Genomic DNA, 25,029 nt, shown 5'->3' with positions numbered 1-25,029 from the left:
CGAGAGGGGATGGCACACATGTGGGGGAACGTCCGACCGCGCGTCGCTCACCTGTCGCCGCTGGAACGGGTGCGGCTGCGACGGGTCGCGATCCGGTACGCGCTGCACGGCTGGCCGGTCACGCCCGGCGCCTGCCTGGCCAACAGCCGCTTCGTCTGCGGTCGGGCCGGCTGCCCCACGGTGGGCTGCCACCCGGCGCTGGAGGAGTGGGAACACGCGGCCAGCGCCGACCCGGCCCGGGTGGCCACCTGGTGGCGCAGCCGCCCGCACGGGGTGCTGCTGCCCACCGGGCGCGCGTTCGACGTGCTGGAGGTCGCCGCCCACCTGGGCCGGCAGGTGCTGGAGACGGTCGCCGCCCACCCGGCCGGCTTCGGCGTACGCGGGCCGGTGCTGGTCACCCCGACCGGCCGCTGGATGTTCCTGGTCCGGCCCGGCGACCCGCTTCGGCCGGAGCTGGAGCACTGCTTCCACGTGGTGCGGCACGGCCCCGGCTCGTGGATCCCGGCCCCGCCGACCCGGCTGCCCGAGGGCGCCGTGCGCTGGGCGGTCGCCCCGGAACAGGCCCGATGGCAGTTGCCCGACTCCTACCTGGTGCAGAACGCGCTGATCGCGGCGTTGCGGGCGGCCGGCGTCACGCTCACCCCGGAGCTGTTCCCCGGCCACCTCCCGCTGCCCCGGCGGGGTCGCTGACCCGACAGCGACCTCCCCGGCACCGGGCTCGTTGTGCCTGCCGAGGGCGCGTGCGCGCCAGAGCGGGGGTTTGACGATGTCCAGGGACGACGCGGCCCGCCACACCGGCGGCACGGAACCACCACGGCACCGCCGACGCCCGTACCCGTGGGCGTTCACCCGCCCCCGGGGCGCCCGCCCCGGCCGTCCCCGCCCTCCGGGTTCCCGCCCCGCCATCCTCCACCGCCCTCTCCGCTGACCCCGGCCCCCCACGCTGCCCCCTCCCCCCACCCCGGCGTTGAGCAAGGAGTTCGCGTCGGTTCGGCGGCCCGAGCACGACGCCAACTCCTTGCTCACCCCGGTGACGGCCGGGCGCGGGCCGGGTCGAGGGTCGCAGGAAGGGTGCGGGAGTGCAGGAGACGGGCGTCGTCCGTCACCACGGCGTGCTGCCAGGGGGCGGGGAGGCGGTCCAGCCAGGCGATGCCGGGCCCGCCCATGGCCACCGCCGCCGTCGCGTACGCGTCCGCCACGCCCAGGTCCGGGCCGACCACGGTGACCGAGCGCAGGCCGGCCGCCGGCGCCCCCCGGCGCGGGTCGACGACGTGGTGGCCGCGCTCGTACACCCCGCTGGTGGCGACCGCCAGGTCGGTGCCGGTCAGCACCAGGCAGGTGGCCGCCGGGTCCCAGGGATGCCGCACCCCGATCCGCCACGGCTCCCCGGTGGCGGTCCGGCCACGGACCCGGACGTCGCCGCCGGCGTTCACGCAGTGGTTCGGGGCGCCGGCCGCCACCAGCCGGTCCGAGGCGACCTGCGCCGCCCAGCCCTTCACGTAGCCGGACGGGTCCAGCCGGCCGGTGGCGTACGCGTCGAAGAAGCCGTCCGTGGACGACCACAGGTCGGCGCACCGCTCCAGCACCGCCCGCAGGTCGCCGGAGGCGTCGGCCGCCCGCAACTCCCCCCGGTCCAGCCGGCACACCTCGCTGTCGTCCCGGTACGTGCTGAACCGGGCATCCACCTCGCGCAGCCAGTCGAACGTGCGCTCGGCCAGCTCGTGCAACGTGGCGGCGGGCAGGTCGTCGGCCAGGTCGAGGCTGATCGCCGTACCCATGATCTGCTCGACCCGACGCAGGCCGGGCCGGCCGGCGGCGGCCAACCGCGTCACGCCTTGTCGAGGGCGGACTGCAACGACTGCTTGTACGCGGTGCTGGTGTACGTGGCCCCGGAGACGGTGTTCAGGTTGGCGCTCTGCTTCGCCACCACCTCGCCGGAGCTGCCGCTGTAGCGGGCCTGCACATCGTCGGCGCGCTGCCCCTCCTGCCCGCCGACCGGCATGTCCAGCCCGGTGGCGTCGACGATGCGGCTGCCGCTCAACGTGATCTGCACCCGCAGCGACCCGTACCGGTAGGTGACGGTCGGCCCGGTGACCGTGCGCGTGGTGGGCTTCGGCGCCTTCGTGGTGGTCTTCGGCGCGGCCGGGGTGGTCCGGGCCCGGGTGCTGGTCCGGGTGGCCGGCGTCCGGTCGGCGGAGGGCTTCGCACCCGGCTTCGCCGAGGTGCTCGGCGCGGCCGAGGGCGTGCCGCCGCCGGACGCGGTGGGCGTCGGCCCGCCGGGCGCGGGCGAGCCGCCCGGCGCGACCGGGGCCAGCGCGACCGGCAGGTCACCGGCGGTGGCCTGGCCGGCGCCGGGACCGCCCTTGAGGACCACCAGCGCGGTGGTGCCGGCGGCCAGTCCGGTGATCGCGATCAGCGTGCGACGCATGGTGGGTGCCTTCCTACAACTCGAACGCGGTGAGGTGGATCTGGCGGCGGGGCACGCCGGCCGCGCGCAGCGCCTTCACGGTCTCGTCGACCATGCCGCCGGGCCCGCACAGGTAGACGTCGCGGCGGGTCAGGTCGGGCACCAGCCGGCGCAGCCCCTCCGGGTTCATCACCTGGCGCGGGCCGGGGTCGTCGCGCCGGCCGATGACGTACCAGACCGACGTCTGCCGGGCCTGCGCGAGCCAGTCCAGCTCCCGGTGCAGCAGCACGTCGGCCGGGGTACGCGCGCGGTAGATCAGCGCCGCGCCGGGCGGCAACTCCTCCAGCATCGCCCGCAGCGGCGCGATGCCGCTGCCGCCGGCGATGAGCAGCGCCCGCTCCCGGGTGCGGTGCGCGGCGGTGAACGTACCGGACGGCCCCTCGGCCCACACCCGGGTGCCGGGCGTGAGGTCCCGCAGGTCGGCGGTGTGCCCGCCGACCACCTTCACGGTGAGCCGCAGCCAGCGGCCGTTGCCCGCCGCCGAGACGGAGAACGGGTGCGACTGCCACCAGCCGCCGGGGTTCAGGAAGCGCCAGCGGAAGTACTGGCCGCCGAGCATGTCGATCTGGTTGAGCCGCTGCCCGGTCAGGTAGACCGAGACGGTGTCCGGGCTCTCCGCCACCACGTCGGCCACCCGCAGCTTGTGCCGCAGGTTGAACACCAGCGGCGCGATGATCCGGCCCCACAGCAGCGCGGCCACCACCAGCAGGTACGCGACGATCCAGCCGGTGCGCACCGGCCCCGGCTCGTGGAGCTGGGCGCCGTTGCTGAACTGGTGCGCGTAGCCGAGCAGCAGCGTGAGATAGCTGGTCAGGTGCAGCGCGTACCAGAGTTCGTAGGGCAGCCGGCGGCGGATGCCGCGGACCGCCGTGAACCCGACCACCACCATGACGCCGGCGGCCAGGAACGCGGAAAGCATGTCCTCGTAGTCGGTGAGCAGCGCGCCGACCTCGCCGAACACGGAGTTGCGCTCCTGCCGGGCGTAGCCGACCACCAGCAGCGCCATGTGGGTGAGCACCGCCACCAGCAGCGTCGCGCCGAGGTCCCGGTGCAGGCGGGAGATCCGCTCGCCGCCCAACGCGCGTTCCAGCACGCCGAGCCGGCTCATCGCCAGCACCTGCACCAGCAGCAGGTAGCCGGCGATCAGGCCGGTGATCCGACCGCCGGCGGTGAGCAGGTCGGCGGTGTCCGCCAGCGAGCCGGCCGGGGTGCCCAGCCACCACGGCAGGACCGCGACGACCAGGCCGAGCCAGAAGGCCGCCGCGAGCGCACGCCGGCCGCCGGGCCCGCGGCGCGGCCGGCCCGGTGGTACGGGAGCAGCCGGACGGCCGCCGTACGGGGCGGAGTGCCCGGTACGACGGCCGGCGGCGTGGGTGTCCTGATACGTCACGCGTACATCTTGATCGGGGTGAACTTCTGTCGGGGGAAGACCTTGTCCACCTGGGCGGCGGTGAGGCCGAAGCGGCCCTGCGCCACCGACCCGTACACGTTGAACATGTTGTTGTACTCCGGCACGTCGCCGCTGTCCAACGTGTCCAGGCCGTTCCAGGTGCCGAGCAGCGAGCCGGCGAGCTTGCGCCCGGACAGCACGGTGACCACACCGCCGTGCCCGTGGTCGGTGCCGCCGCTGTTCGAGGCGACCCGCCGGCCGAACTCGCTGGACACCATGACCGTCACGTCCGAGGCCTTGTCGCCCAGGTCGGTGAAGAACGCCGCCATGGCGTTGGCCAGCTCGTTGAGCCGCCGCCAGAGCTGGCCGCCCTCGCTGGTGCCCTGGTTCTCGTGGGTGTCGTAGCCGCCCATGCCGACGGTCGCCACCCGCACGTTCGCCCCGCCCTTGATGAGCTGGGCGAGCTGCTGGAACGCGTTGCCGACGCCCTCGTACTTGACGCCGGCCGCCGCCGCGTACGGCTTGGCGGCGAGCTTCTGGGCGGTGGACAGCGCGCCCATGCCCTCGATGACCGCCTCCTCGACCGGGTGGTTGATGCCGGTGAACAGGCCGCGGATCGCCTTCTCGGTGGCCGCGCGGTACTTGTCGTCGCCGTTGAGCCGCAGCTCGCCGACGTTGTTCAGGGAGATCGCGCCGTTCACGCCGACCAGCGAGCGGGGCAGCGTGCTGCCGATGCCGACGCTGCGGAACGCGGTGCCCTTGCCGAGCGTGTCGACCAGGCTGTCCAGCCAGCCCCGGCCGCCGGTCTCACCGGGCAGGCCGCCCAGGTTGCAGGCGTCGGCGGCCTGGAAGTGGCTGCGGGACAGCCGCGGGTCGGACACCGCCGGCACGAAGCCGAGCTGGCCGGCCTTGAGCCACTTCTCCAGCGGCGCGAACGCGCTGGTCAGCTTGAAGCCGCGGCCCAGGGCCAGCGAGTCGTTGCCGAGCAGCAGGTCGGGGCGGGCCTTGCTGAGCACCGGGTCGCTCGCCGGCGCGACCAGGCTCAGCCCGTCCAGCCCGCCGTAGAGGAAGACGTGGATCAGGGTGCCGGTCTTGGTCGCCGCGAACGACGCCGAGGTGGTGACGAACTGCGCGGTCGCCAGCGCGGTCGCGGTGGCCGCCGCGCCGGCCACGAAGGTACGCCGGGTGACGCCCCGGCCGTCCTGCTGGGCCTCCTCGACCTCCTCCAGCCGGCGGTACCGGTCGGCCTCGACCGCGTTCTCGGCCGCGACGATGTCCGCCTCCGCGCGCAGCAGCGCCTCGGTCGGGTTGTCGGCCAGCCGCCGCACGTCGGGGCATTCGGGGTGCAGGGGGTACGGGTTCACGGTCATCTCCATCGAATGCCTCACCGGAGGTGGTGCTGGGGGGACGCGAGGATCGTCCGCGCGACCGCGGCGATGGCCCCGTTGAAGGTGGCGTCGACCTTGGCGCCCTCGGACACCCCGGCCACGGCGAGCACGAGCTTCTTCTCCTTGGCGCTCAGCTTCTGGTGCACGAGCTTCTGCGCCAGCGCGTCCACGTACGCCCCGGCGGTCGTCGGCGGCTTGGCCACCAGCTTCTCCGGCTTGACGTAGGTGAACTGCTTGCGCCAGCCGCCGAGCAGGTCACCGGCCTCGTTCCAGCCGTCGACCATGGTGCCGGCCGAGGTCCAGGCGAGGTAGACGTCGGCGTAGCCGTCCGGGGTGGGCTTGCCCATCGGGTACTGGCCCAGCTCGCGCATCTTGTCCTGGATCTGCCGCAGCCCCTGGGCGAACGGGGTGCGCCGCTGGTCGCCCTCGAACCCGGCGGTCGCGTCCGGGCCCACGCCCAGCGACCGGTACGTGGCGACCAGGTACTCCATCGGGCGGCGGACCTTCTGGCCGACCGCGGCCCAGAACTCCGAGGAGCTGAACAGCGTCGCCAGCACCGGCCGGATCTGGCCCTTGTTGGTGGTGTACGCCTTCGCCAGCCGGTCCACGATCGACTTCGGCGGCGTGTCGGAGACGAACCGGGTGGCCAGGTTCTGGGCCACGTACTTCGCGGTCGACGGGTGCAGCGCGATGTACCGGATGTACGAGTCGATCACCTTGTCGGCGACCTTCGGGTCGTTCGAGTTGTTGGCGTGACTGAACCCGAGGATCTTCACCTTGCCGACGTAGTGCCGGTCGCCGAAGAACATGTACTTGCCGTCGGCGACGCCCCGCCCGGTCTGGAGCATGGCGGCCTGCCGCACGTCCTTCTCGGTGTAGCCGCCGTCGACGCCGACCGAGTACAGCTCCAGGTTCTCCCGGGCCAGGTTCTCGTTGATCGCGTCCTTGCGCGAGTCGACCTGGTTCAGGTAGAGCAGCAGCGCCGGGTGCTTGTTCGCGGCGACCAGCATCTCCGGGTAGCTGCCCAGCGCGTGCTTGCGGATGACGTCCTTGTCGAACGAGTTGCGGTACGTCTCGCCGCCGTCGAAGTCGGCCGCCACGTGCAGGAAGTCGTTCCAGAAGTCGACCATCACCTCGAAGAGCTGGCGGTCGGACCAGATCTGCCGGGCGATGGTGGCGTCCACCGTCTCCCGGGCCGGGTCGACGCCGCGCTCGTTGAGCTGCTCGCGCTGGTCGCGGAGCTGGGTCGGGCTGAGCTTCAGCGAGGGCAGCTCGGCCAGCTTCAGCTCGGCCTTGGTCGGGGCGATCTTCTCCGGCTCCAACTGCTGGCGCAGCCAGTTGTCGATGCCGAGCTTCTTGATGTCGGCGATCACCCTCGGCGTCGGGCCGAACGTGGTCCGGCTGGCCAGGTGGCGGATCGGGTCCTTGGCGAGCACCGTCTTCACGGTCACCTCGGTCGCCGCGGCGGCAGCCGCCGGGCTGCCGAAGATCCGGCCGCCGGTCGGGGTGTTGCGCTTGAGCGCCGCGCCCGCCCGGGAACCCATGTAGCTCTCGTTCTGCTCGGTGTAGGTACGCACCGTGCTGGGCTGCTGGCCGCTGGGCCGGGCCTGGGTGCCGTCGGTGGTCACCGTGCCGGTGGCGTCACCGGACTCCACACCGTCCGAGAACAGGCCGCGAAGCTGCGGGGAGAGCGCGAACGCCGCGCCGCCGGCGACCACCGCCGCGCCACCGAGCGTGGCGAGGGCGCGACGCCGGCCACGCCGGGGGGCGTCGTCGGAGTCGTCGTCCAGGTTGGGCAGTCCCGGGCCGGCCGGCGGCGGGTACCCGCCGACGGGCTGGGCGTAGCCGGGGTGGGGCTGGGGGTGACCCGCGCCGGGCGCGTGGCCGGCCGGGGCGAAGCCGTTCGGTCCGACCCACTGCGGGCCCGGGGCGGGCTGCGGCGCCGGGGCGGGGTGACCGCCGGCGTACGGGGCGGCGGAGCCCATTTCGCGGTACCCGTCCGGATGGGGGTGCTGGTATCCGTCCCAGCCGCGGTCGTCCCGAGGTCGACGCGGTGGCACGTTCAGGTCGGCCATGTAGCTATCCCGTTTTCTTCGAGCGCCGGCACGCCTGCCACCCGGGGGTTGGGTGGGAGGGGCGGCGACGGTTGCCGGAGAGTTGCTACGGGAAAGTAGCCAGGCCGGACCGGCTGCTCAAGGCGGCCCGAACCGGCTCCCGGGCGCACTTAAGACGGTGCTCAGGCCCGGCGTGGGACACCCGACGCGGACCCCCCATCCCGGCACCCCCGGGAGCAGGGCCGACTCGCCCACCAACCGCCCCGACGCGAGGTTTCGCCCGGCAACGGGCCGTCGACGCCCGTTCACCCCCACAGGAAAACTTAAGGCACCGCTAAGCCTCCCCTACCTCACCCCACCCACCCCGCCCCCGCCCCCACCCCCGCCGCCGCGCAGATTCACGGAAAGAGGGGCCATCCGAGCCGCAATGGCCACTCTTTCCGTGAAACAGGGCGCTCGTCGTCGGAGGTGGAGGGAAACGAGCAGCGGCCGGGGGCGTGACGGGCGGGGAAATCGGGTAAGCCGCCGAACCGCTGAAGCCGTGAGGGGAAGGCATCGCCATGCTCAGCCAAGAGGATCAGCGCAGGTTCGAACAGATCACCCGTCAACTGCGGGAGAGCGATCCGCGGTTCTTCGCCCGCTTGGACAACCGGCTCAGGGGTCGCCGGGGCCGGTACCTGATGCTGTTGACGATCACGCTGTGGGCCTCGCTGCCGGCGATGACCGTGCTGGCCGGACGGTTGGCCGGGGCGATCTGCGCCACGGTGCTGGTCGCCAACGCCGCCCTGATGTGGCGCTTCCGCCACCGCCTGCGGTGAGCGCGCGGAAGGGCCTCCGCCCGACGCGTCCGGCAGCGGCGGCGTCCCCGCCTAACCGGTCGGTCCGTGGAACGCCCGGTACGCCCGCCGCAGCCGCTCGACCAGGCCCGGCCCGCCGATCTCGGCGCCGGGTGGGCCGAGCTGCCGCAGCAGCAGCTCCGGGCCGGTGTCCAGGGTGGGCGGACGGTCCGGCAGCGTCACCGGCGAGAGCCAGAACCGGTCCAGCTCCGCCGCCGGCTCGATCGGCGACAACCCGGCCAGCACCCGCCCGGCGCCGGTCACCGACGACGCCGGCGTCCCGACCGGCACGTCCACCGGCCCGGCCGACGCAGCCGTGGCATCTGCTCGCACAGTCCCGGCCGACGCAGCCGTGGCATCTGCTCGCACAGTCCCGGCCGACGCAGCCGTGGCATCCGCTCGCCCAGTCCCGGCCGCCGGGGCTGGACGCGTCGCGACGCCGCTCGGACCGGTCGCGTCCACCCGACCCGCGCGGACGGCGGCGCCGCTCGGCGCGGCCACGCCGCCGGGCCGGGCACCGCGTAGCGTCCGCAGCCGGTCCAGCAGCTCGGCCCGGGACCGGCCGCGCCAGTGCAGCAGCCGGAACGGGTCCGCGTCGAACGCCTCGGCGAGCAGGTAGAACGTGGCCGCCAGATGCTTGCACGGCACCGCGAAGTCGGGGCAACCACAGCGCTGCGCCAGCTCGCCCACCTCGGCCGGGAACAGCGGCGCGCCCGCCGCGGCGAACAGCTCCTCCAGCTCCGCCGGCAGGTCACCGGCGAGCAGCCGGGCGCTGAAGAACGCCTGCCCGGCCAGCTCCGCCTCGATCCGACGCCAGACCTCCTCCGGGTACGCGGACAGCCCGATCCGCACCGGGTACGGACGCGGCCGGGACCCCTGGACCTCGGCGGTGACGAGTCCGGGTGCGACATCCAGCCGGAGCACCTGCCCCCGGCGCGCGTACGCCCGGCCCCGGGTGAGCCGGGAACCGAGCGCGAACGACTCCAGCACCTCCAGGAACCGTCGGGACCACCAGGAACGCCCGATCGCGCCCCGGACGCTGCGCGCCCGCAGCCCACCCTCGACCCGCAGCGGCGGCCCGAACTCCTCGAAGCGGGGACCCGTGGTCACTCGACCACCGCCCCGGCCTCCAGCGTGAACAGTTCGCGCAGCGTCTCGGTGGACAGCTCGGTCACCCACTGCTCGCCGCTGCCCACCACCGACCGGGCCAGGTTCCGCTTGTCCGCGATCATCGCGGCCACCTTCTCCTCCACCGTGCCGGCGCAGACGAACTTGCGCACCTGCACGCGGCGACGCTGGCCGATGCGGAACGCCCGGTCGGTGGCCTGGTCCTCGACCGCCGGGTTCCACCAGCGGTCCACGTGCACCACGTGGTTGGCGGCGGTGAGCGTGAGCCCGGTGCCGCCGGCCTTGAGTGAGAGCACGAACAGCGGCGGGCCGTCCGGCGACTGGAACCGCGTCACCATGGCATCCCGCTCGGCCTTGCCGACACCGCCGTGCAGGAACAGCACCTCCCGGCCGGTACGCGCCGACAGGTGCCCGCGCAGCATCCCGCCGAACTCGGCGTACTGGGTGAACAGCAGCGCCTTCTCGTTCGCCGCGAGCACCTCGTCGACGATCTCGTCGAGCCGTTCCAGCTTGCCGGAACGGCCGGTCAGCGCGGAGCCGTCGTGCAGCAACTGGGCGGGATGGTTGCAGACCTGCTTGAGCCGGGTCATGGTGGCCAGCACCAGTCCCCGGCGCTCGATCCCGTCACTGGACTCGATCTTCGCCATCATGTCGTCGACCACGGCCCGGTAGAGCGCGGCCTGCTCGGCGGTGAGGTTGCAGAGCACCTCCATCTCCAGCTTCTCCGGCAGGTCGGTGATGATCGACGGGTCGGTCTTGAGCCGCCGCAGCACGAACGGGCCGGTGATCCGGCGCAGCCGCTCGGCCACCTCCGCGTCGGCGTGCCGCTCGATCGGTTCGGCGAACCGCTTGCGGAACGTCGCGGCCGGACCGAGCAGCCCCGGATTGGCGAACTGCATGATCGACCAGAGGTCGGCGAGCCGGTTCTCCACCGGCGTACCGGTGACCGCGACCCGGTGCCGCGCGGGCAGCGACCGGACCGCCTCGGCCTGCCGGGTCGCGGCGTTCTTGATCGCCTGCGCCTCGTCCACCACCACCCGGTGCCAGTCGACGGCGGCCAGGTCGAACGCGTCCCGGGCGGCCACCGAGTAGGTGGTGAGCACCAGGTCCGCCTCCTGCACGGCGGTGGTGAACGCCTCGCCCCGGGCCCGCTCCGCGCCGTGGTGCACGTGCACCCGCAGGCCGGGCGCGAACGTCGCGGCCTCCCGCTGCCAGTTGCCGACCAGCGACATCGGGCAGACCAGCAGCGTCGGGCCGGCCTCCGGCGGGTCGCCGGCGAGCAGCGCGAGCAGTTGCACGGTCTTGCCCAGCCCCATGTCGTCGGCGAGGATACCGCCCAGCCCCAGCGACTGAAGGAAGGCCAGCCAGGCCAGCCCGCGCCGCTGGTAGGGCCGCAGCGTCCCGACGAAGCCCGGCGGCGGGTCGGCCGGGGTGAGCCGCCGTTCCGCCTCGCCGGCCAGCAGCTCGCCGAGCGCCCCGTCGGCGACCACGTCCAGCACCGGCAGCTCGCCGCCGCCCTCCTCGCCGGAGAGCCCCATCCGCAGCAGGTCGGCCACGGTCAGCTCGCCGGAGGACCGGAGCAGCCGCAGCCCGGCCTCCAGCCGCTGCGGGTCCAGCTCGACCCAGCGACCGCGCAACCGGACCAGCGGCGACTTCAGGTCGGCCAGCGAGGCCAGCTCCTCGGCGGTCAGCGGCTGGTCGCCGAGCGCCACCTCCCAGCGGTAGTCGACGAGCGCGTCCAACCCCAGCGTGCCGGCGGTGGTGGCGACCGCGCCCGGGGCGGTACGGCTGCGCGCCCGCAGCCGGGCGCCGAGGCGGGACGAGGAGCGCCGCCACCAGGACGGCAGCAGCACCCCGAAGCCGGCCGCGTGCAGCACCGGTGCGCCCTCGCGCAGGAACCGGTGCGCGCCCTCGGCGTCCAGCTCCATCCCCTCCGGCGCGGCGGTACGCAGTGCCGCGTCCACCTCCGGCCAGAGCCGGCTGGCCCGGCCCAGCTCCGCCAGCAGCGTCTCCTGCGGGTCGATCCCGCGGGCGGCGAGCGCGGGCGCGGGCCGCTGCCAGATGTGCCCGGCGTCGACCACCAGCCCCGGCTCGTCGGCCGGGTGCAGGCCGAACTCCACCCGCCACGCGCCGCCCTCGACCAGCTCGGCGACCGGATCGGCGGCCGGCTCGACCAGGCGGAACGTGGCCCGTACCGCGCCGCCGGCGGCGTCGCGCTGCCAGGCGTCCAGCTCGCGCCGCAGCGTCGCCAACGCGGCCGGCTCGGTGGTGAAGGCGCGCTCCGGGCCGGTGAGCGCGGCCAGCCAGCGCGGCACCGGACCACCGGGGCGCATCCCCCGGTGCAGGCGGGTGTCGGCCAGGGCCGCGCGGGCGGCGGCGTCGACCAGCGCATCCAGCGCGTCCGCCACCAGCTCGCCCGGCCCCACGCCGTCGGCCCGGCCGGTCGCCGCGGGCGGGTGCGCGGCGGCGTTCGGCGGTGTGGGTGCACCTGTGGTCGCCGGGGCGACGACAGACGCATCCGACGGTGCGGGCTGCCACTCGCGGGCGGCGCGGGCCGCCGGGGGCAGGGCCAGCGCCAGGCCGCGCGCCCAGGCCGCGTCGGTGCCGGTGAGCAACGGTCGCCAGAGCGCCAGCGCGGTCGCCACGTCGGACTCACCCACCGGGCGTAGTCGCCGCCCGGCCCGGGGCGGGTGATGAGAGGAGGCCCTGCCTCTACCGGAGGCGTTGAGCGGGGGCCCCGCCTTACCGGCGTCGAGCACGCCGGGCAGCAGCCGGCCACGCGCGACCAGGTCCGCGGCGAAGTCGGCCAGCTCGGCCAGGTGTCGCACGCTGGCCCCGACCGGGTCCGGCCGGGGCGCGCGCAGCAGCGCGTACGCGTCGTCGGGGGCGTACGCCAGGGCGGGGACCCGCCAACCGGCGCGGGTGACCGGGCCGCGGACCGGGTCCCCGACGGCGGCCCGGACCAGCTCCGGCGAGTCCACCGGCGACCCGGCGCGGGTGGGCAGGCCGAGCAGCACGGAGATCGGCTCACCCGGGAACCCGTCGAGCGCGGCGGCCAGCGTGGCGTGGTCGGCGGCGAACGGGTGCGGCCGTTCCCGGGGCGCGCGGCCGGGCCGACGTCGCGCGACGGTCGGCAGCGTGCCGTCCTCGGCCCACAGGGCGAGCCCCGCGCCGGGCAGCCACAGCCCGTGGATGACCAGCACGCGCTCTCCCCCTCGACGACGCCCGGGGCCAGGATAGGCGGCGCCGAGCGGATATCGTCGGCGCCATGGTCGACCTCCTCGTTATCGGCGGGCTGGGCGTGGACGTACGCGCCCAGGTGCCCGCGCTGCCACTGCCCGCCGCCGACTCACTGACCGTGCCCCCGGTCGAGCTGCGGATCGGCAACACCGGGGCCGGGGTGGCGCTGGCCGCGCACGCGCTCGGCCTGCGGGTGACGCTTGTCGACGTGCTGGGCACCGACCCGGCCGGCGACCTGGTACGGGCCGCGCTGGCGCGCACCTCGGTGCGGACCGTGCTGGTGGACGCGCCCGCCGGCACCCGCCGGTCGGTGAACCTGGTCGACCCGGACGGCCGGCGGATGTCGCTCTACGACCCGCGGTCCTGGTCCGGGCCGACGCCGTTCCCCGACGCGGAGCTGGCCGCGTTGGTCGCCGAGGCGGCCCACACCCACGTGTCGATCATGGACTGGGCGCGGGACGCGCTGCCGGCGCTGCGGGGCGCCGCGTCGCTCTCCACCGACCTGCACGACTGGGACGGCGAGAACGACTACCACCGGCCGTTCGCCGAGGCCGCCGACCTGGTGTTCGTCAGCGACGTGAAGCTGGGTGAGCGGGCCGGCAAGGCGGCGGCCGGGCTGTCGCCGCGCACGGTGCTGGTCACCGGCGGGGCGGCCGGCGCGACGCTCCACGCCCCGGACCTGCCGCCGGCGCACGTGCCCGCCGCCACCCCACCGGCGCCGGTGGTGGACACCAACGGCGCCGGGGACGCCTTCGCCGCCGGCCTGATCGCGGCCCGGCTGCGCGGCGCCGACCTGCTCGACGCGGCCCGCTACGCCGCCCGGGTGGCCGCCGCCGCCTGCACCCACGACGGGATGGAGTATCCGGACGGGCTGCTGCCCCGCGAGTGACGCTCAGATCGCGCCGGTCTCGCCGTCGGTCAGCTCACGCAGGATGTCGGCGTGCCCGGCGTGCCGGGCGGTCTCCTCGATCAGGTGCACCAGCACCCAGCGCAGCGACACCTCGCCGAGCTGGGGATGCGGCACCACGTGATCGAGGTCGAACCGGGCGGCGACGGCACGGGACCGGGCGCAGGCCGCCTCGTAGGCCGCGGCGAGCGCCTCGACCGTGTCGTCGGGGGCGAGCGTGAAGCTGGCGTCGGCGTCGACCTGGGAGGTGAGGTGGACGTCGCCCGGCTCCGGCGCGAACAGCCGGGCGAACCAGTTTTCCTCGACCAGGGCGAGGTGCTTGAGCAGCCCGGCCAGCGTGGTCAGCGAGGGCACCAGCCGTCGGCCGGCGTCGGCGTCGGCGAGGCCGCGCGCCTTGCGCAGCACGGTGGCGCGGTGGAAGTCGAGGAACGCGTCGAGGATCGCCCGTTCGTCGCCCGTGCGGGCGAGGACCGGACCGAGTGTCGGGTCGATCGTCGGGGTCGCCATTCTCGGACCCTAGTCGCCGGACCGGCTGGCCCGCTGCCCCGCTATCCGCTGCGCGTGCGCTGCGGCCGGGGCAGGATGGGCGCATGGCTTCCACGGTGCACATTCCGCTGGTCGGCGGCCCGGCCGACGGCGAGACCGTCACGGTCGAGCTGGACAGCAACGGCCGCCCGCCGCTGACCCACCACCACCTCGGGGCGGGCGGGCTGGCGGAGGCGCAGATCTACGAGCTGGAGTCGGGCGACCGGCCGGACCACGAATGGATCTACACCTGGCGCGGCCCGGCGGTCTGACCGCGCCGGCTCAGGCCACCGGGGTCAGCGCGCGGGCCCGGATGGTGTCCAGCACGCTGCGGATCACCTGCGAGGTGCCGCGCGCCTGGTCGCAGACCTCGGCGACCCGGCGGGCGGTCTCGTCGGCGCGGGCCGCCCGCTCGTCCCACAACCGGTCCACCTCGGCCAGCAGCGGGCCCTCCACCTCCCGTTCCATGCCGCGCAGCGCCGGCACGCCGAGCCGCTGGGCCAGGTCGAAGACCTTGCCGGCGTACGGCAGCGGCAGGAACGGCGTGTTCATCATGGCCGCGAAGATCAGGAAGTGCAGCCGCATGCCGACCGCCAGGTCGAGGTGGCGCATCAGGCCGAGAACCTGCGCCGGGCGGTAGTCGCCGTGCAGGATCCGGCCCCGGTCCGCGGCGATCATGTGTGACAGCACGCCGTGCGAGTGCCGGATGTCGTCGCGTTCCATCGGCACGAAGAGCACGTGCGCGTCGATCCGGTGCACCAGGAAGTCGCCGATCTGGGCGAGCAGTCGGTGGTAGCCGTCCACGTCGAGGCGTTCCGCGGCCCGGCCGGGCTCGCGCACGCTCAGCCCGACCAGTCGCGAACCGGCCGGCACGCCCTCCTCGCGCAGCCACTGCGCGGGGAACTCCTCGGGCGTGAGCAGGAACGCCGGGTCGCCGGTGACGGTGATCGGGTTGACCAGGCCGGCCTCCTCCAGCACCATCCGCGACTCCTGGTCGCGGACGGTCACCTCGACGGCCTGCGCCAGCGTCTCGCGGACCATGGTGGTGTCCACCCCGTCGGTGAGCGGGCCGACGCCGACCGCGTACGTGAGCAGCGGCAGGCCCCGCTCCTGGGCGACCCGGACCACCCGCAGGTAGCGCCGGGCCTCCTTGTCGTAGAGGATGCCGCCGCCGCCAAGGACGAGCAGGTCGAGCTGGGTGAGCACCTGGGACGAGTCGGCCCGGCTGACGCCCTCCCACGGCACCGCCTCGACGTCGGGGTGGGCCAGCGCGGTGTGCGCCGGGTTGCGGGAGAACACGATGATCCGGGCGTTCGGCTCGTGCTGGCGCAGGTCGGCCAGGAGACCCGTGAGGATCGCCTCGTCGCCGAGGTTACGTCCGCCGTACGAACCGAGCACGCCGATGGTCAGTCCGGCGCCTTCCCTCATCCGATGCTCCTTCCCCGGGGCGTCCGGGCCCGCGTTCCCGCTGTGCACGCTGGGGTAACCCGGTCGGGTGCCGGCCTCAGGGGGCGAGCTGCGCGGCACCGACCAGACGGGAGACCAGGGTGGAGACCACCTGGTCGGGGTCGAACCCGGCGTCGATCGAGGTGGTGAGTAGGTCGAGCAGGAGCCCGTCGACCGCGTAGTGCAGCAGCGCGATCTCGTACGCCCCGCCGGGCAGGCCGGCGGCGACGTGGAAGGCGACGTCGTCGGCGTACCCCCGGCGGAGCACGTCGCCGAGCGCGGCCCGCAGCTCGGGCCGGCGGCCGGCCTCCAGCCGCAGTTCCCACAGCGCCCGGGTGAGGTCGGGCTCGCGGGTGGTGCGGGCGACGATGTCGCGCAGGTAGTCGGTGACGAGCGCGAGCGACGGCTCCCGACGGCCCAGGTCGGCCACCACCGCCGGGTCGGGCGCCATCCGGTCGAAGATCCGTTCGGCCAGGCCGGCGAGCAGCGCCGACCGGGACGGGAAGTAGTTGGAGGTCGTGCCGGTGGGCACGCCCGCCTCGGCGTCGACCGCCCGGTGGGTCAGCCCCCGCGCGCCGGCGGCGGCGAGGATCCGCAGGCCGGCGTCGGCGAGCAGGGTACGGCGTTCCGGGTTCCTGGCCACGACGCACACCCTAGCAACAACCACGACAGGTGTTGTACATTCGTGGCCGAACCACGACAGTCGTTGTGGTTTCCTCAAACCTCGGAGCCGATTTGCGCACGCTCGTCTATTTCGTCGCCAGCACGCTCGACGGCTTCATCGCCGCCCCCGACGGGTCGTTCGACTTCTTCCCGCTGGAGCCGGACGTCGCCCCCTACCTGGTGTCCGACTGGCCGCAGACGCTGCCCACGTTCGCCCACGCCCCGCTCGGCGTCCCGTCGCCACCCACCGGCCGCTTCGACACCGTGCTGATGGGCCGCGCCAGCTACGAGCCCGGCCTGAAGATCGGCGTCACCAGCCCCTACGCCCACCTGACGCAGTACGTCTTCAGCCGCTCCCTGACCCCGGCCGACCATCCGGACGTGCAGGTCGTCACCGGCGACCCGGCGGCGTTCGTCCGCGAGCTGAGAACGCGCCCCGGCGGCGACATCTGGCTCTGCGGCGGCGGCAACCTCGCCGGCCAACTCCTCGACGAGATCGACGAACTGGTGCTCAAGCTCAACCCGGTGGTGGCCGGCAGCGGCATCCCGCTGGTCGAGCGTGGCTTCGATCCGAGGCGGTTCACGCTCTCCGCCACGCGCCCGTTCGACAGCGGCGTCGTGGTGCTGCGCTACGCCCGGTGAAGGAGGGGCCCCCGCTTGACGCGTCCGGCCCAGGCGGGGGCCCCGCCTAACTCGGTTGCCCCGGCGGGAGGCGGCGCGCACGGTGGAACACGTGAGCAGCCCGACGAAGACCCGCCTCCACTGGCACGACCTGCCGGCCCACGTGCGCGCCGCGGTCGAGGCCGTCCTCGGCGACCGGGTGGTGACGGCCGAGTCCCAGCCGGGCGGCTTCTCCCCCGGCACCGCCGACCGGGTCCGCACCGCACGCGGCGGGCGGGCCTTCGTCAAGGCGGTCAGCCCCGCGCAGAACGACCGCAGCCCCGCCATGCACCGCGCCGAGGCCCGGATCGCCGCCGCCCTGCCCGCGACCGCGCCGACGCCCCGGCTGCTCGGCAGCCACGACGACGGCGACTGGATCGCGCTGGTCTACGCCGACGTCGAGGGCCGGCACCCGGTCACCCCGTGGGACTTCGGCGAGCTGGCCGCCGTGCTGTCCACGCTGGAGACGATGGCCGCGACGCTCACCCCGGCCCCCACGGTCGCGACCAGCACCGCGGCGGAGTCGCTCACGCCCGACTTCGCCGGCTGGCGACGCATCGCCGACGATCCGCCCGCCGACCTCGACCCGTGGGCCCGCGCCCACCTGTCCGAGTTGCGCGCCGCCGCCGACCACGGCCTCGCCGCGCTGGCCGGCGACACGCTCTGCCACCTCGACGTCCGCGCCGACAACCTGCTGCTCGGCCCGGACGGCACGGTCACCGTGGTCGACTGGCCCTGGGCCTGCCGTGGGCCGGCCTGGCTGGACACGCTGCTGACCGTCGTCAACGTGCAGGTGTACGGCGGGATCGACCCGGACGCGCTGCTGGCCACCCGGCCACTCACCGCGCACGTCGACCCGGCCGACCTGACCGGGGTGCTGGCCGGCTTCACCGGCTTCTTCCTCGACGCCGCCCGTCAGCCACCGCCGCCCGGCATCCCCACCGTGCGGGCGTTCCAGCGGCTCCAGGCCGACGCGCTGCTGCCCTGGCTGGCCCGCCGGCTGGGCGGGTGAGTCGGACCCTCCGGGCCCGTACCGCCGGAGGTCGGTCGAACGGCCGGCGGCGACGGCTCGGCTCGGCCACTGTGACCGGTGAGCTGACGATCCGTCCGGCGACGCCCGACGACGACGTCGACCAGGTCTTCGACCTGCTGCGGCAGTTGGCCCCCGATGACGGGCGTCCCCCTCCGGAGGCGCTCGTCGGGGCGTGGCGGGCTCTGCACGCCCAACCGGGTCGGGCCCTCTCGTCGATCGTGGAGTTGCCGCCCCGCGACAGCCCGAGATGACCCTTCGGGCCGGGCCCACCTGGCGCTAGTGGGCCGGGTGGGGGGTCAGGGGGTTGGTCAGCAGGGGGGTGAAGGCCAGTTCGGCGGCGCCGATCAGGGTGGCGTCGTAGCCCAGCGCGGAGACGCGCAGGTGGGCCTTGTCCCGCGAGACGGGGAGCACGTTGGCGGCCATCCGGCTGCGGACCTGGGGAGCGGCGCCCGGAAACACCTCGCGGAGCGTCCCGCCGAAGATCACCACGCCGGGATTGAACAGGTTGATCAGGTTCGCCACTCCGATGCCCAGCCAGTCACCGATGCGCCGCAGGGCCTCGCGCGCGGCGGCATCCCCCTGCTCGGCGGCGGCGACCACGGCGCGCACCGCCTCGCGCCCCTGGTGGTCGGCCGGGCGGCCGGCCTCGTCGAGCAGCGCCCGCTCACCGACCTCGGCCTCCAGGCAACCGCGCGAGCCGCAGCCGCAGGGCCGCCCCTGGTACGGGTTGACCAGCATGTGCCCGACCTCGGAACCGTACCCGCCGTCGCCGCCGAGCAGGTCCCCGCCGACGATGATCCCGCCGCCCACGCCGACGTCACCGTGCAGGTAGATGAGGTTCTGCACGCCGACGCCGGCACCGCGTTGGTGCTCGGCCATCGCGCCCAGGTGGGCCTCGTTGCCGACCAGCACCGGCAGGCCGAGATCCAACCGGCGGGCCAGTTCGGCGCCGAACGCCTGGTCCACCCAACCCATGTCCGGCCCGAACCGCACCATCCCGTCCTCGGGCCGGATCATCCCGCAGTAGGACGCGCCGATGCCCACGCAGACCGACGTGGGCGACGCGTCGTGGTGCAGCGCCCGCCCGAAGTCGGCGAGCACCGACACCACCGCGTCGAGGTCGGCCCCGGCCCGGGGCCGGGTCGCCTCGAGCCGGGCCGAGACCGTCCCGCCCAGGTCGACGCGGGCGGCCACGAGCCGGTCCACCGCGATGTCGAAGGCGAGGACGTGAACGGCCGCCGACTCCGGTCGGACCACGAAGGACGGACGACCCGCCCGCCCGCTCGTCGGGGCGGGCACCTCCCGGACCAGGCCGGCCGCCACGAGTTCCGCCGTGAGCGCCATGACCGTGCTGCGGTTGACGCCCAGCCAGTCGGCCAGCTCGACGCGGGAGACCGCGCCGTCCAGGTGGACGCGGCGGAGCAGCGCGCCGAGGTTACGCCGACGGGTGTCCCCCTGCGCATGCCGATCCGCAGCCAGATCCTTCAGCATCGACCACCCCGTCAGCTGACACACGGCCTGTCCTCCGAGGATAGACCGCGCCGTCAGTCGGCCGGACGGCGTCGTGGTGCGGGTCCACGACGCCGGCGACGCGGCTCGCTCAGCCGGGGGCACGTGCGGGGTGGGTGAGGAACGGCAGCACCGCCGCCGGCAGCGCGGGCGACGCCACCACCTCGTCGTGGGTCAGGCCGGGCAGCACGGCCAGCCGGGACGCGGGGCGGTCCGATCCGTCGTCGCCCGCGTCCCGGTGGCCGCCGCCGAGCAGGCCGAAGAACTCGGCCACGTGACCCATCGGGATCGCGTCGGCGTCCGCGAAGACCAGCAGCACCGGCATCGGCAGCGCGGCCACCTCGGCCGACCAGTCGTAGTCGCGGCGCAGCAGGTCACCGCTGCGGGCCCAGAGCGCCGGCCAGTCCTGCGGCCGGGGCGCGAGCCGCGCGTACCGCTCGTACGGCGGGGTGCCGCGCATCCGCTCGGCGGCGCGCTCGTCGTGCGTGGACATCGCGGCCAGCACCCGCGGGTACCAGCCCCGCCGCCGGAACGGCGTGGAGACCAGGACCAGGCGGCGGACCAGCGCGGGGTGCTGGATCGCGGTACGCAGGGCCACGCCGCCGCCGAGCGAGTAGCCGAGCAGGTCGACCTCGGGCAGGTCGAGGTGACGCAGCAGCGCGGCCACGTCGTCGGCCATCGACTCGTACCGCAGCGGTCGGTCCGCGCCGGCGGTGCGACCGTGGCCGCGCAGGTCGACCGCGATCAGTCGCCGTCGCGCCGCCAGCGCGGAGCGGACCGGGGCGAACGTCTCGGCCGACCCGTATCCGCCGTGCAGCAGGACCAGCGGCTTGCCGGCGCCGTGCACCTCGTACCAGATCCGCAGCCCTCGCACGTCCGCATAGCTCACCCGCTGATCATCGCGGGCTCAGCTGACGCCGGTGACGGCCTTGACCAGGTTGATGCCGAAGTAGACCACGAAGGCCACCGCGACCGCCCAGAGCAGGGGGTGGATCTGCCGGGCCCGGCCCTGTGCCACCCGGATCGCCACCCAGCTCACGAAGCCGGCGCCGATGCCGTTGGTGATCGAGTAGGTGAACGGCATCAGCGTCATGGTCAGGAACGCCGGCACGGCGACCCCGAGGTCGGTGAAGTCGATGTCCTTGACCTGACGGATCATCAGCGCGCCGACCACCACCAGCGCCGGGCCGGCGGCCTCGCTGGGCACCAGTGACACCAGCGGGGTGAGCAGCAGCGCGCCGAGGAAGAGCACGCCGGTGACCACGCTGGTCAGGCCGGTCCGCCCGCCGTCCGCGATGCCCGCGGAGGACTCTACGTACGTGGTGGCGGACGACGCGCTGCCCGCGCCGCCGGCGACCGCGGCGACGCCGTCGACGAAGAGCACCTTGCCGAGACGGGGCATGTCGGTGCCGTCGGAGGTGGCCAGGTCCGCCTGCCTGGCCAGCCCGACCGTGGTGCCCATGACGTCGAAGAAGTCGGCCAGCACCAGCGTGAACACCAGCAGCAGCGCGGTCATCACGCCCACGTGGGCGAACGCGCCGAACGACACGTTGCCGACCAGGTGCAGGTCGGGCTTCTGGATCAGCGGGTCCGGCAGCGTGGGCACGTTGAGCCGCCACCCCTGCGGGTTCGGCTTGCCGTCGACGAACGCCGGCCCCGGCTTGGCGAGCGCGTTCACGACGACCGCGACCACCGTGGTGACCACGATGCCGATCAGCACGCCGGCCTTGACCTTGCGGGCCACCAGGACGCCGGTGACCAGCAGGCCGATCACGAACACCACGGTGGTCCAGCCGCGCAGTGTGCCGTCGCCGCCGAGCTGCACCGGGACCGTGGTGCCGGCCGCGTCCGGCACCCGCCGGACCAGTCCGCCGTCGACGAATCCGATCATGGCGATGAACAGGCCGATGCCGGCGGCGATGGCGGCCTTCAGCTCGGCCGGGATGGCCCGGAAGACGGCCCTGCGGAACCCGGTCAGCACCAGCACGGTGATGATCAGCCCCTCGACGACCACCAGGCCCATGGCCTCGGCCCAGGTCATCTGCGAGGCCACCGCGTACGCGACGAACGCGTTCAGCCCGAGGCCGGTGGCGACCGCGAACGGCACCCGGCCGACGACGCCCATCATGATCGTCATGACGGCGGCGACCAGCGCGGTCACGCCGGCGACCGGCGCGATGCCGAGCAGGTTGCCGTCGGCGTCCGGGGCGGTGCCGATGATCAGCGGGTTCAGCACCACGATGTACGCCATCGTGGCGAACGTGGCGAGCCCGGCGAGCACCTCGCGGCGCACCGTCGAGCCGCGACGGGTGATCTCGAAGTACCGGTCGAGGCGGCCGGGTGGGGTGGGTTCCGCCGGCTCCACCGGGGCAGCGGGATCCTGCGTGGTCACGCTCATGGCGTGGCGTACTCCGTTCCGGGTTGGCCCGCCGGTCGCGCCGGACGGGCGTGGGTGCGACCGTCCCGGTGCGGTTGGCCCGGAGAACGTCGGGACGGCGGAGCCACCCTAACCGGCGGGTAACCCCTGGTGAGCCGGCGCGGAGCGGGGCGCGTGGGCGGGATCACTCCCCGCTGCGGGGGCGGGCGCGCAGGTGGGCCCGCTCGCCCTGGCTGCCGAAGAGACTGAGGAACTCCACGCCCCCGGCGTCGGCTCGCCCGAACCAGTGCGGCACCCGGGTGTCGAACTCGGCCGCCTCGCCGGGTTCGAGCACCAGGTCGTGCTCGCCGAGCACCAGGCGCAGCCGCCCGTTGAGCACGTAGACCCACTCGTACCCCTCGTGGGTCTTCGGTTCGGGCTCGGACCGGCCGCCGGCCGGGATGACGAGCTTGTACGCCTGGATGCCGCCGGGCCGCCGGGTGAGCGGCAGCATGGTCATCCCGTGCGCGGACACCGGCCGCAGGTGCACGCGGGGGTCGCCGGTGGGCGGCGCGCCGACCAGCTCGTCCAGGGCGACGCCGTGCGCCCGGGCCAGCGGGAGCAGCAGCTCCAGCGTGGGCCGCCGGCCGCCGGACTCCAGCCGGGACAGCGTGCTCACCGAGATGCCGGTGGCGGCGGAGAGGTCGGCGAGCGTGGTCTCCCGCTCGCGGCGCAACGCGCGCAGGCGGGGGCCGACCGCGTCGAGGGCGCGGCCCAGGTCGTCGTCCATCCCGCCAGCTTGCCACGGTGGCAACCTCGCTTGCAGATGACGAATCCCACCTAACCCGACAATTCTTCCCCTAGGTTGGATGCGCAGGAGGCAGTCGACACCGGGGGGCGACGTGGAGAGCTATCCGGCGATCGAGGATCACGGGCTCATCGGCGACCTGCAGACCGCCGCGCTGGTGACCTGCGACGGGACGATCGACTGGTTCTGCGCGCCGCGCTTCGACTCGCCGAGCATCTTCGCCGCGCTGCTGGACCGGCAGAAGGGCGGCTACTTCCAGATCGCCCCGCACGACGTCCGGTACGTCACCAAGCAGCTCTACCTGCCCGGCACCCCGATCCTGATCACGCGGTTCATCAGTGCGGACGGCGTCGCCGAGGTGATGGACTTCATGCCGGTCACCGGCGAACGGGCCACCGACTCGCACCGCCTGGTCCGCATGGTCAACATGGTCCGGGGCAGCATGCGTTTCCGGGTGGAGTGCCGCCCCCGGTTCGACTACGCGCGCGAGCGGCACGAACTCGAACGGCACCAGAACGGGTACGTCTTCCGCAGCCGGTCGGCGACGCTCACCTTCAACCCGGTCGACCCGGTGCGGCAGCTCCTCGCCCAGAGCGGCGACGTCCGGCTGGAGGACGGCGACCTGATCGCCCACGGCACGCTGCACGAGGGCGACACCGGCGGGGTGGTCCTGGAGACGGAGGGAACCGAGCCCCGGATCATCCCGCCGGAAGAGGTCCAGGGCATGTTCGAGTGGACCCGCGACTACTGGCGGCGCTGGGTCGAGCGGTCCCGCTACACCGGCCGCTGGCGCGAGATGGTCGAACGCTCCGCCATCACGCTGAAGCTGATGACGTACGCGCCGACCGGCGCGATGATCGCCGCGCCCACCGCCGCGCTGCCCGAGCTGGTCGGCGGCACCCGCAACTGGGACTACCGCTACACCTGGGTACGCGACACGTCGTTCTCCGTGCACGCGCTGCTCGGCCTCGGGTTCACCGAGGAGGTCAGCCGCTACATGGACTGGCTGGACGAGCGGATCCGCGAGGCCGGCGACCACCAGGACCCACTGAAGATCATGTACCGGGTGGACGGCTCCTCCGACCTGCACGAGGAGATCCTCGACCACCTGGAGGGCTACCGCGGTTCCTCCCCGGTGCGGATCGGCAACGGCGCCGCGGACCAACTCCAGCTCGACATCCACGGCGAGGCGCTCTACGCCATGCACCTCGCCGACGAGCAGGGCATCCGGGTCTCGCACCAGGTGTGGAAGAGCACCGTCCGGCTCGTCGACTGGCTCTGCCACAACTGGGACCAGCGCGACGCCGGCATCTGGGAGAGCCGCCACCACCCCCGCAACTACACGTTCGGGCGGGTGATGTCGTGGGTGGCGCTGGACCGGGCCATCCGGCTGGCCACCCGCACCGGCCGCCCCGGGGACATGTCCTGCTGGACGGAGCAGCGCAACCGGATCTACAACCAGGTCATGGCCCGCGGGTACCACCGGGAACGCGGCAGCTTCGTGCAGGCGTACGACGAGAACGTGCTGGACGCCGCGCTGCTGGCCATGCCGGCGGTCGGCTTCATCACGGCGAGCGACCCGCTGTGGAGGTCCACCCTGGCGTCGATCGAGCGGGACCTGGTCTCCGACAGCCTGGTCCACCGGTACGACCCGGTGCACTCCCCCGACGGCCTCCCCGGCCACGAGGGCACGTTCAACATGTGCACGTTCTGGTACGTCGAGGCGCTGGCCCGCACCGGCCGGCTGGACGACGCCCGGCTCACGTTCGAGAAGATGTTCACGTTCAGCAACCACCTCGGCCTCTACGCCGAGGAGATCGCCGCGACCGGTGAGCAGATCGGCAACTACCCGCAGGCGTTCAGCCACCTCTCCCTGATCAACTCGGCGCTGGCGCTGAACGACCTGCTCGACGCCGAGGCCGACGCCCGCCGCCGCCGGTAGGAGGCTCACGCCCTGACGAGGATGGCATGCGGTTACTCCGCGTCATGTCCGGCAAGGAGCATCTGCCTGTCGGTCTCATACCTGTGAGTCATAAATATGACGAGGAGTCATATCGTGCTCAGGTAATGCTTTCCCCGCTCCCGCGCGCCAACGTCGGTCGAGCCCGACGTGGGCACCACGTTGTCCCACCCCCGTGTTCCAATCCCGGTCATGCATGTCGTCGTCATCGGGGCGCTCGTGGAGAACGGCGCGGTCCTGCTGGTGCACCGCAGTCCGACCCGCCGGGCCTACCCGGATCTCTGGGATCTCCCCGGCGGGCATGTCGAGGCGGGTGAGTCGGAGCGACAGGCGCTCGCGCGGGAGCTGCACGAGGAGATCGGTGTCCACATCGTGGCGGAGTCCTCGTCACGCCTGGGCGACCTGCACCTCGGCAGCGGCGAGGACGCCGTTCACGTGGCCGTCTGGCACGTCGGAGCCTGGGTCGGCGCGCCGACCAACCGTGCGCCCGACGAGCATGACGACATCGCCTGGGTTGCGGTAGGCGAACTGGGCGGCCTTCCCCTGGTGCACGGCGGCGTGGTGGGGCTGGTCCGGAAGGTGGTGGGCGCGGCAGGTTTCGAACCTGCGACCCCCCGCTTGTAAGGCGGGTGCTCTCCCACTGAGCTACGCGCCCGGAA

General features: G+C 74.0%; 22 protein-coding genes, 1 tRNA gene and 2 pseudogenes. 9 read left to right on the top strand and 16 right to left on the bottom strand.

Features of this window, described 5'->3' with window-relative positions; all coding sequences use genetic code 11:
• The first annotated feature begins 18 nt into the window (after positions 1-18).
• A complete protein-coding gene (locus tag VKK44_RS05610) occupies positions 19-690 on the top strand; it encodes a bifunctional DNA primase/polymerase (RefSeq protein ID WP_343447683.1) in 672 nt (223 codons plus the stop codon).
• Positions 691-1,022: 332 nt separating this feature from the next.
• On the opposite strand, the gene VKK44_RS05605 is transcribed toward VKK44_RS05610, so the two are convergent.
• The 5 genes from VKK44_RS05605 to VKK44_RS05585 are packed head-to-tail and all read right to left on the bottom strand — an operon-like array spanning position 1,023 to position 7,320.
• Positions 1,023-1,778, bottom strand: a complete 756-nt coding sequence (locus VKK44_RS05605; RefSeq protein ID WP_343447682.1) for an FAD:protein FMN transferase — start codon at positions 1,776-1,778, stop codon at positions 1,023-1,025.
• 50 nt (positions 1,779-1,828) lie between these two features.
• Positions 1,829-2,428 (bottom strand): FMN-binding protein, encoded by a 600-nt coding sequence (locus VKK44_RS05600; RefSeq protein WP_343445768.1) that lies wholly within the window; start codon positions 2,426-2,428, stop codon positions 1,829-1,831.
• Between the two features lie 13 nt (positions 2,429-2,441).
• A complete protein-coding gene (locus VKK44_RS05595; RefSeq protein WP_343445767.1) occupies positions 2,442-3,857 on the bottom strand; it encodes a ferredoxin reductase family protein in 1,416 nt (471 codons plus the stop codon).
• Entirely contained in the window at positions 3,854-5,227 is a 1,374-nt protein-coding gene (locus tag VKK44_RS05590; protein WP_343447681.1) for a DUF1501 domain-containing protein, read from the bottom strand. The genes VKK44_RS05595 and VKK44_RS05590 overlap by 4 nt, the downstream gene beginning before the upstream one ends.
• A 14-nt stretch (positions 5,228-5,241) precedes the next feature.
• Entirely contained in the window at positions 5,242-7,320 is a 2,079-nt protein-coding gene (locus tag VKK44_RS05585; RefSeq protein WP_343445766.1) for a DUF1800 domain-containing protein, read from the bottom strand.
• A gap of 539 nt (positions 7,321-7,859) precedes the next feature.
• Here VKK44_RS05585 and VKK44_RS05580 point away from each other — a divergent pair.
• Positions 7,860-8,117, top strand: coding sequence for a DUF3040 domain-containing protein (locus tag VKK44_RS05580; protein WP_343445765.1), 258 nt, complete (start codon positions 7,860-7,862; stop codon positions 8,115-8,117).
• A 51-nt stretch (positions 8,118-8,168) separates the two neighbouring features.
• Here VKK44_RS05580 and VKK44_RS05575 read toward each other — a convergent pair whose 3' ends face one another.
• From VKK44_RS05575 to VKK44_RS30940, 3 genes and pseudogenes are all read right to left on the bottom strand, one after another.
• A complete protein-coding gene (locus VKK44_RS05575) occupies positions 8,169-9,245 on the bottom strand; it encodes an SWIM zinc finger family protein (protein ID WP_343445764.1) in 1,077 nt (358 codons plus the stop codon).
• Positions 9,242-11,902: pseudogene (locus tag VKK44_RS05570) on the bottom strand (DEAD/DEAH box helicase); the annotation flags it as partial. The gene VKK44_RS05575 and the pseudogene VKK44_RS05570, both read right to left, overlap by 4 nt.
• A 113-nt stretch (positions 11,903-12,015) precedes the next feature.
• Positions 12,016-12,466, bottom strand: a pseudogene (locus tag VKK44_RS30940) (ATP-dependent helicase); the annotation flags it as partial.
• A 65-nt stretch (positions 12,467-12,531) separates the two neighbouring features.
• Between VKK44_RS30940 and VKK44_RS05565 the strand changes: the two are divergent.
• Positions 12,532-13,392, top strand: a complete 861-nt coding sequence (locus tag VKK44_RS05565; RefSeq protein ID WP_343445762.1) for a carbohydrate kinase family protein — start codon at positions 12,532-12,534, stop codon at positions 13,390-13,392.
• A gap of 3 nt (positions 13,393-13,395) precedes the next feature.
• Here VKK44_RS05565 and VKK44_RS05560 read toward each other — a convergent pair whose 3' ends face one another.
• Positions 13,396-13,917 (bottom strand): DinB family protein, encoded by a 522-nt coding sequence (locus VKK44_RS05560; RefSeq protein WP_343445761.1) that lies wholly within the window; start codon positions 13,915-13,917, stop codon positions 13,396-13,398.
• Between the two features lie 83 nt (positions 13,918-14,000).
• On the opposite strand from VKK44_RS05560, the gene VKK44_RS05555 reads away from it, so the two are divergent.
• Positions 14,001-14,207: a hypothetical protein gene (locus VKK44_RS05555; protein WP_343445760.1), complete on the top strand. Its 207-nt coding sequence runs from the start codon at positions 14,001-14,003 to the stop codon at positions 14,205-14,207.
• A gap of 10 nt (positions 14,208-14,217) precedes the next feature.
• On the opposite strand, the gene VKK44_RS05550 is transcribed toward VKK44_RS05555, so the two are convergent.
• Both VKK44_RS05550 and VKK44_RS05545 read right to left on the bottom strand, forming a co-directional pair.
• Positions 14,218-15,363: a polysaccharide pyruvyl transferase family protein gene (locus VKK44_RS05550; protein ID WP_343445759.1), complete on the bottom strand. Its 1,146-nt coding sequence runs from the start codon at positions 15,361-15,363 to the stop codon at positions 14,218-14,220.
• Positions 15,364-15,439: 76 nt separating this feature from the next.
• Positions 15,440-16,024: a TetR/AcrR family transcriptional regulator gene (locus VKK44_RS05545; RefSeq protein ID WP_343445758.1), complete on the bottom strand. Its 585-nt coding sequence runs from the start codon at positions 16,022-16,024 to the stop codon at positions 15,440-15,442.
• A 92-nt stretch (positions 16,025-16,116) separates the two neighbouring features.
• Between VKK44_RS05545 and VKK44_RS05540 the strand changes: the two genes are divergently transcribed.
• The 3 genes from VKK44_RS05540 to VKK44_RS05530 all read left to right on the top strand — a co-directional run bounded on the left by VKK44_RS05540 (position 16,117) and on the right by VKK44_RS05530 (position 17,988).
• A complete protein-coding gene (locus tag VKK44_RS05540; RefSeq protein WP_343445757.1) occupies positions 16,117-16,686 on the top strand; it encodes a dihydrofolate reductase family protein in 570 nt (189 codons plus the stop codon).
• A gap of 91 nt (positions 16,687-16,777) precedes the next feature.
• Positions 16,778-17,716: a phosphotransferase gene (locus VKK44_RS05535; protein ID WP_343445756.1), complete on the top strand. Its 939-nt coding sequence runs from the start codon at positions 16,778-16,780 to the stop codon at positions 17,714-17,716.
• The gene (locus VKK44_RS05530; RefSeq protein WP_343445755.1) at positions 17,713-17,988 is read left to right on the top strand and encodes a GNAT family N-acetyltransferase; all 276 of its coding nucleotides are present in this window, start codon (positions 17,713-17,715) and stop codon (positions 17,986-17,988) included. Before VKK44_RS05535 ends, VKK44_RS05530 begins: the two co-directional genes overlap by 4 nt.
• 25 nt (positions 17,989-18,013) lie before the next feature.
• Here the strand turns inward: VKK44_RS05530 and VKK44_RS05525 are convergent, their stop codons facing one another.
• The 4 genes from VKK44_RS05525 to VKK44_RS05510 all read right to left on the bottom strand — a co-directional run bounded on the left by VKK44_RS05525 (position 18,014) and on the right by VKK44_RS05510 (position 22,392).
• Positions 18,014-19,228, bottom strand: coding sequence for an ROK family transcriptional regulator (locus VKK44_RS05525; RefSeq protein WP_343445754.1), 1,215 nt, complete (start codon positions 19,226-19,228; stop codon positions 18,014-18,016).
• Positions 19,229-19,337: 109 nt separating this feature from the next.
• Positions 19,338-20,135 (bottom strand): alpha/beta fold hydrolase, encoded by a 798-nt coding sequence (locus VKK44_RS05520; RefSeq protein ID WP_343445753.1) that lies wholly within the window; start codon positions 20,133-20,135, stop codon positions 19,338-19,340.
• A gap of 18 nt (positions 20,136-20,153) precedes the next feature.
• Positions 20,154-21,644: an NCS2 family permease gene (locus VKK44_RS05515; RefSeq protein WP_343445752.1), complete on the bottom strand. Its 1,491-nt coding sequence runs from the start codon at positions 21,642-21,644 to the stop codon at positions 20,154-20,156.
• Between the two features lie 163 nt (positions 21,645-21,807).
• Positions 21,808-22,392 (bottom strand): helix-turn-helix domain-containing protein, encoded by a 585-nt coding sequence (locus VKK44_RS05510; RefSeq protein WP_343445751.1) that lies wholly within the window; start codon positions 22,390-22,392, stop codon positions 21,808-21,810.
• A 112-nt stretch (positions 22,393-22,504) separates the two neighbouring features.
• On the opposite strand from VKK44_RS05510, the gene VKK44_RS05505 reads away from it, so the two are divergent.
• Positions 22,505-24,352 carry a glycoside hydrolase family 15 protein gene (locus VKK44_RS05505; protein WP_343447680.1) on the top strand — a complete coding sequence of 616 codons (1,848 nt, stop codon included), beginning with the start codon at positions 22,505-22,507 and terminating at the stop codon, positions 24,350-24,352.
• Between the two features lie 210 nt (positions 24,353-24,562).
• Complete coding sequence (locus VKK44_RS05500; RefSeq protein ID WP_343447679.1) at positions 24,563-24,994, top strand: NUDIX domain-containing protein; 432 nt, start codon at positions 24,563-24,565, stop codon at positions 24,992-24,994.
• Here the strand turns inward: VKK44_RS05500 and VKK44_RS05495 are convergent.
• Positions 24,951-25,025 (bottom strand) — tRNA-Val (locus VKK44_RS05495). The genes VKK44_RS05500 and VKK44_RS05495 overlap by 44 nt on opposite strands.
• Positions 25,026-25,029 lie beyond the last annotated feature (4 nt).

It is taken from the genome of Micromonospora sp. DSM 45708 (assembly GCF_039566955.1).
In the GTDB taxonomy this organism is placed as follows: Bacteria; Actinomycetota; Actinomycetes; order Mycobacteriales; family Micromonosporaceae; genus Micromonospora.
This window is presented reverse-complemented; position numbering and strand designations above follow the sequence as displayed.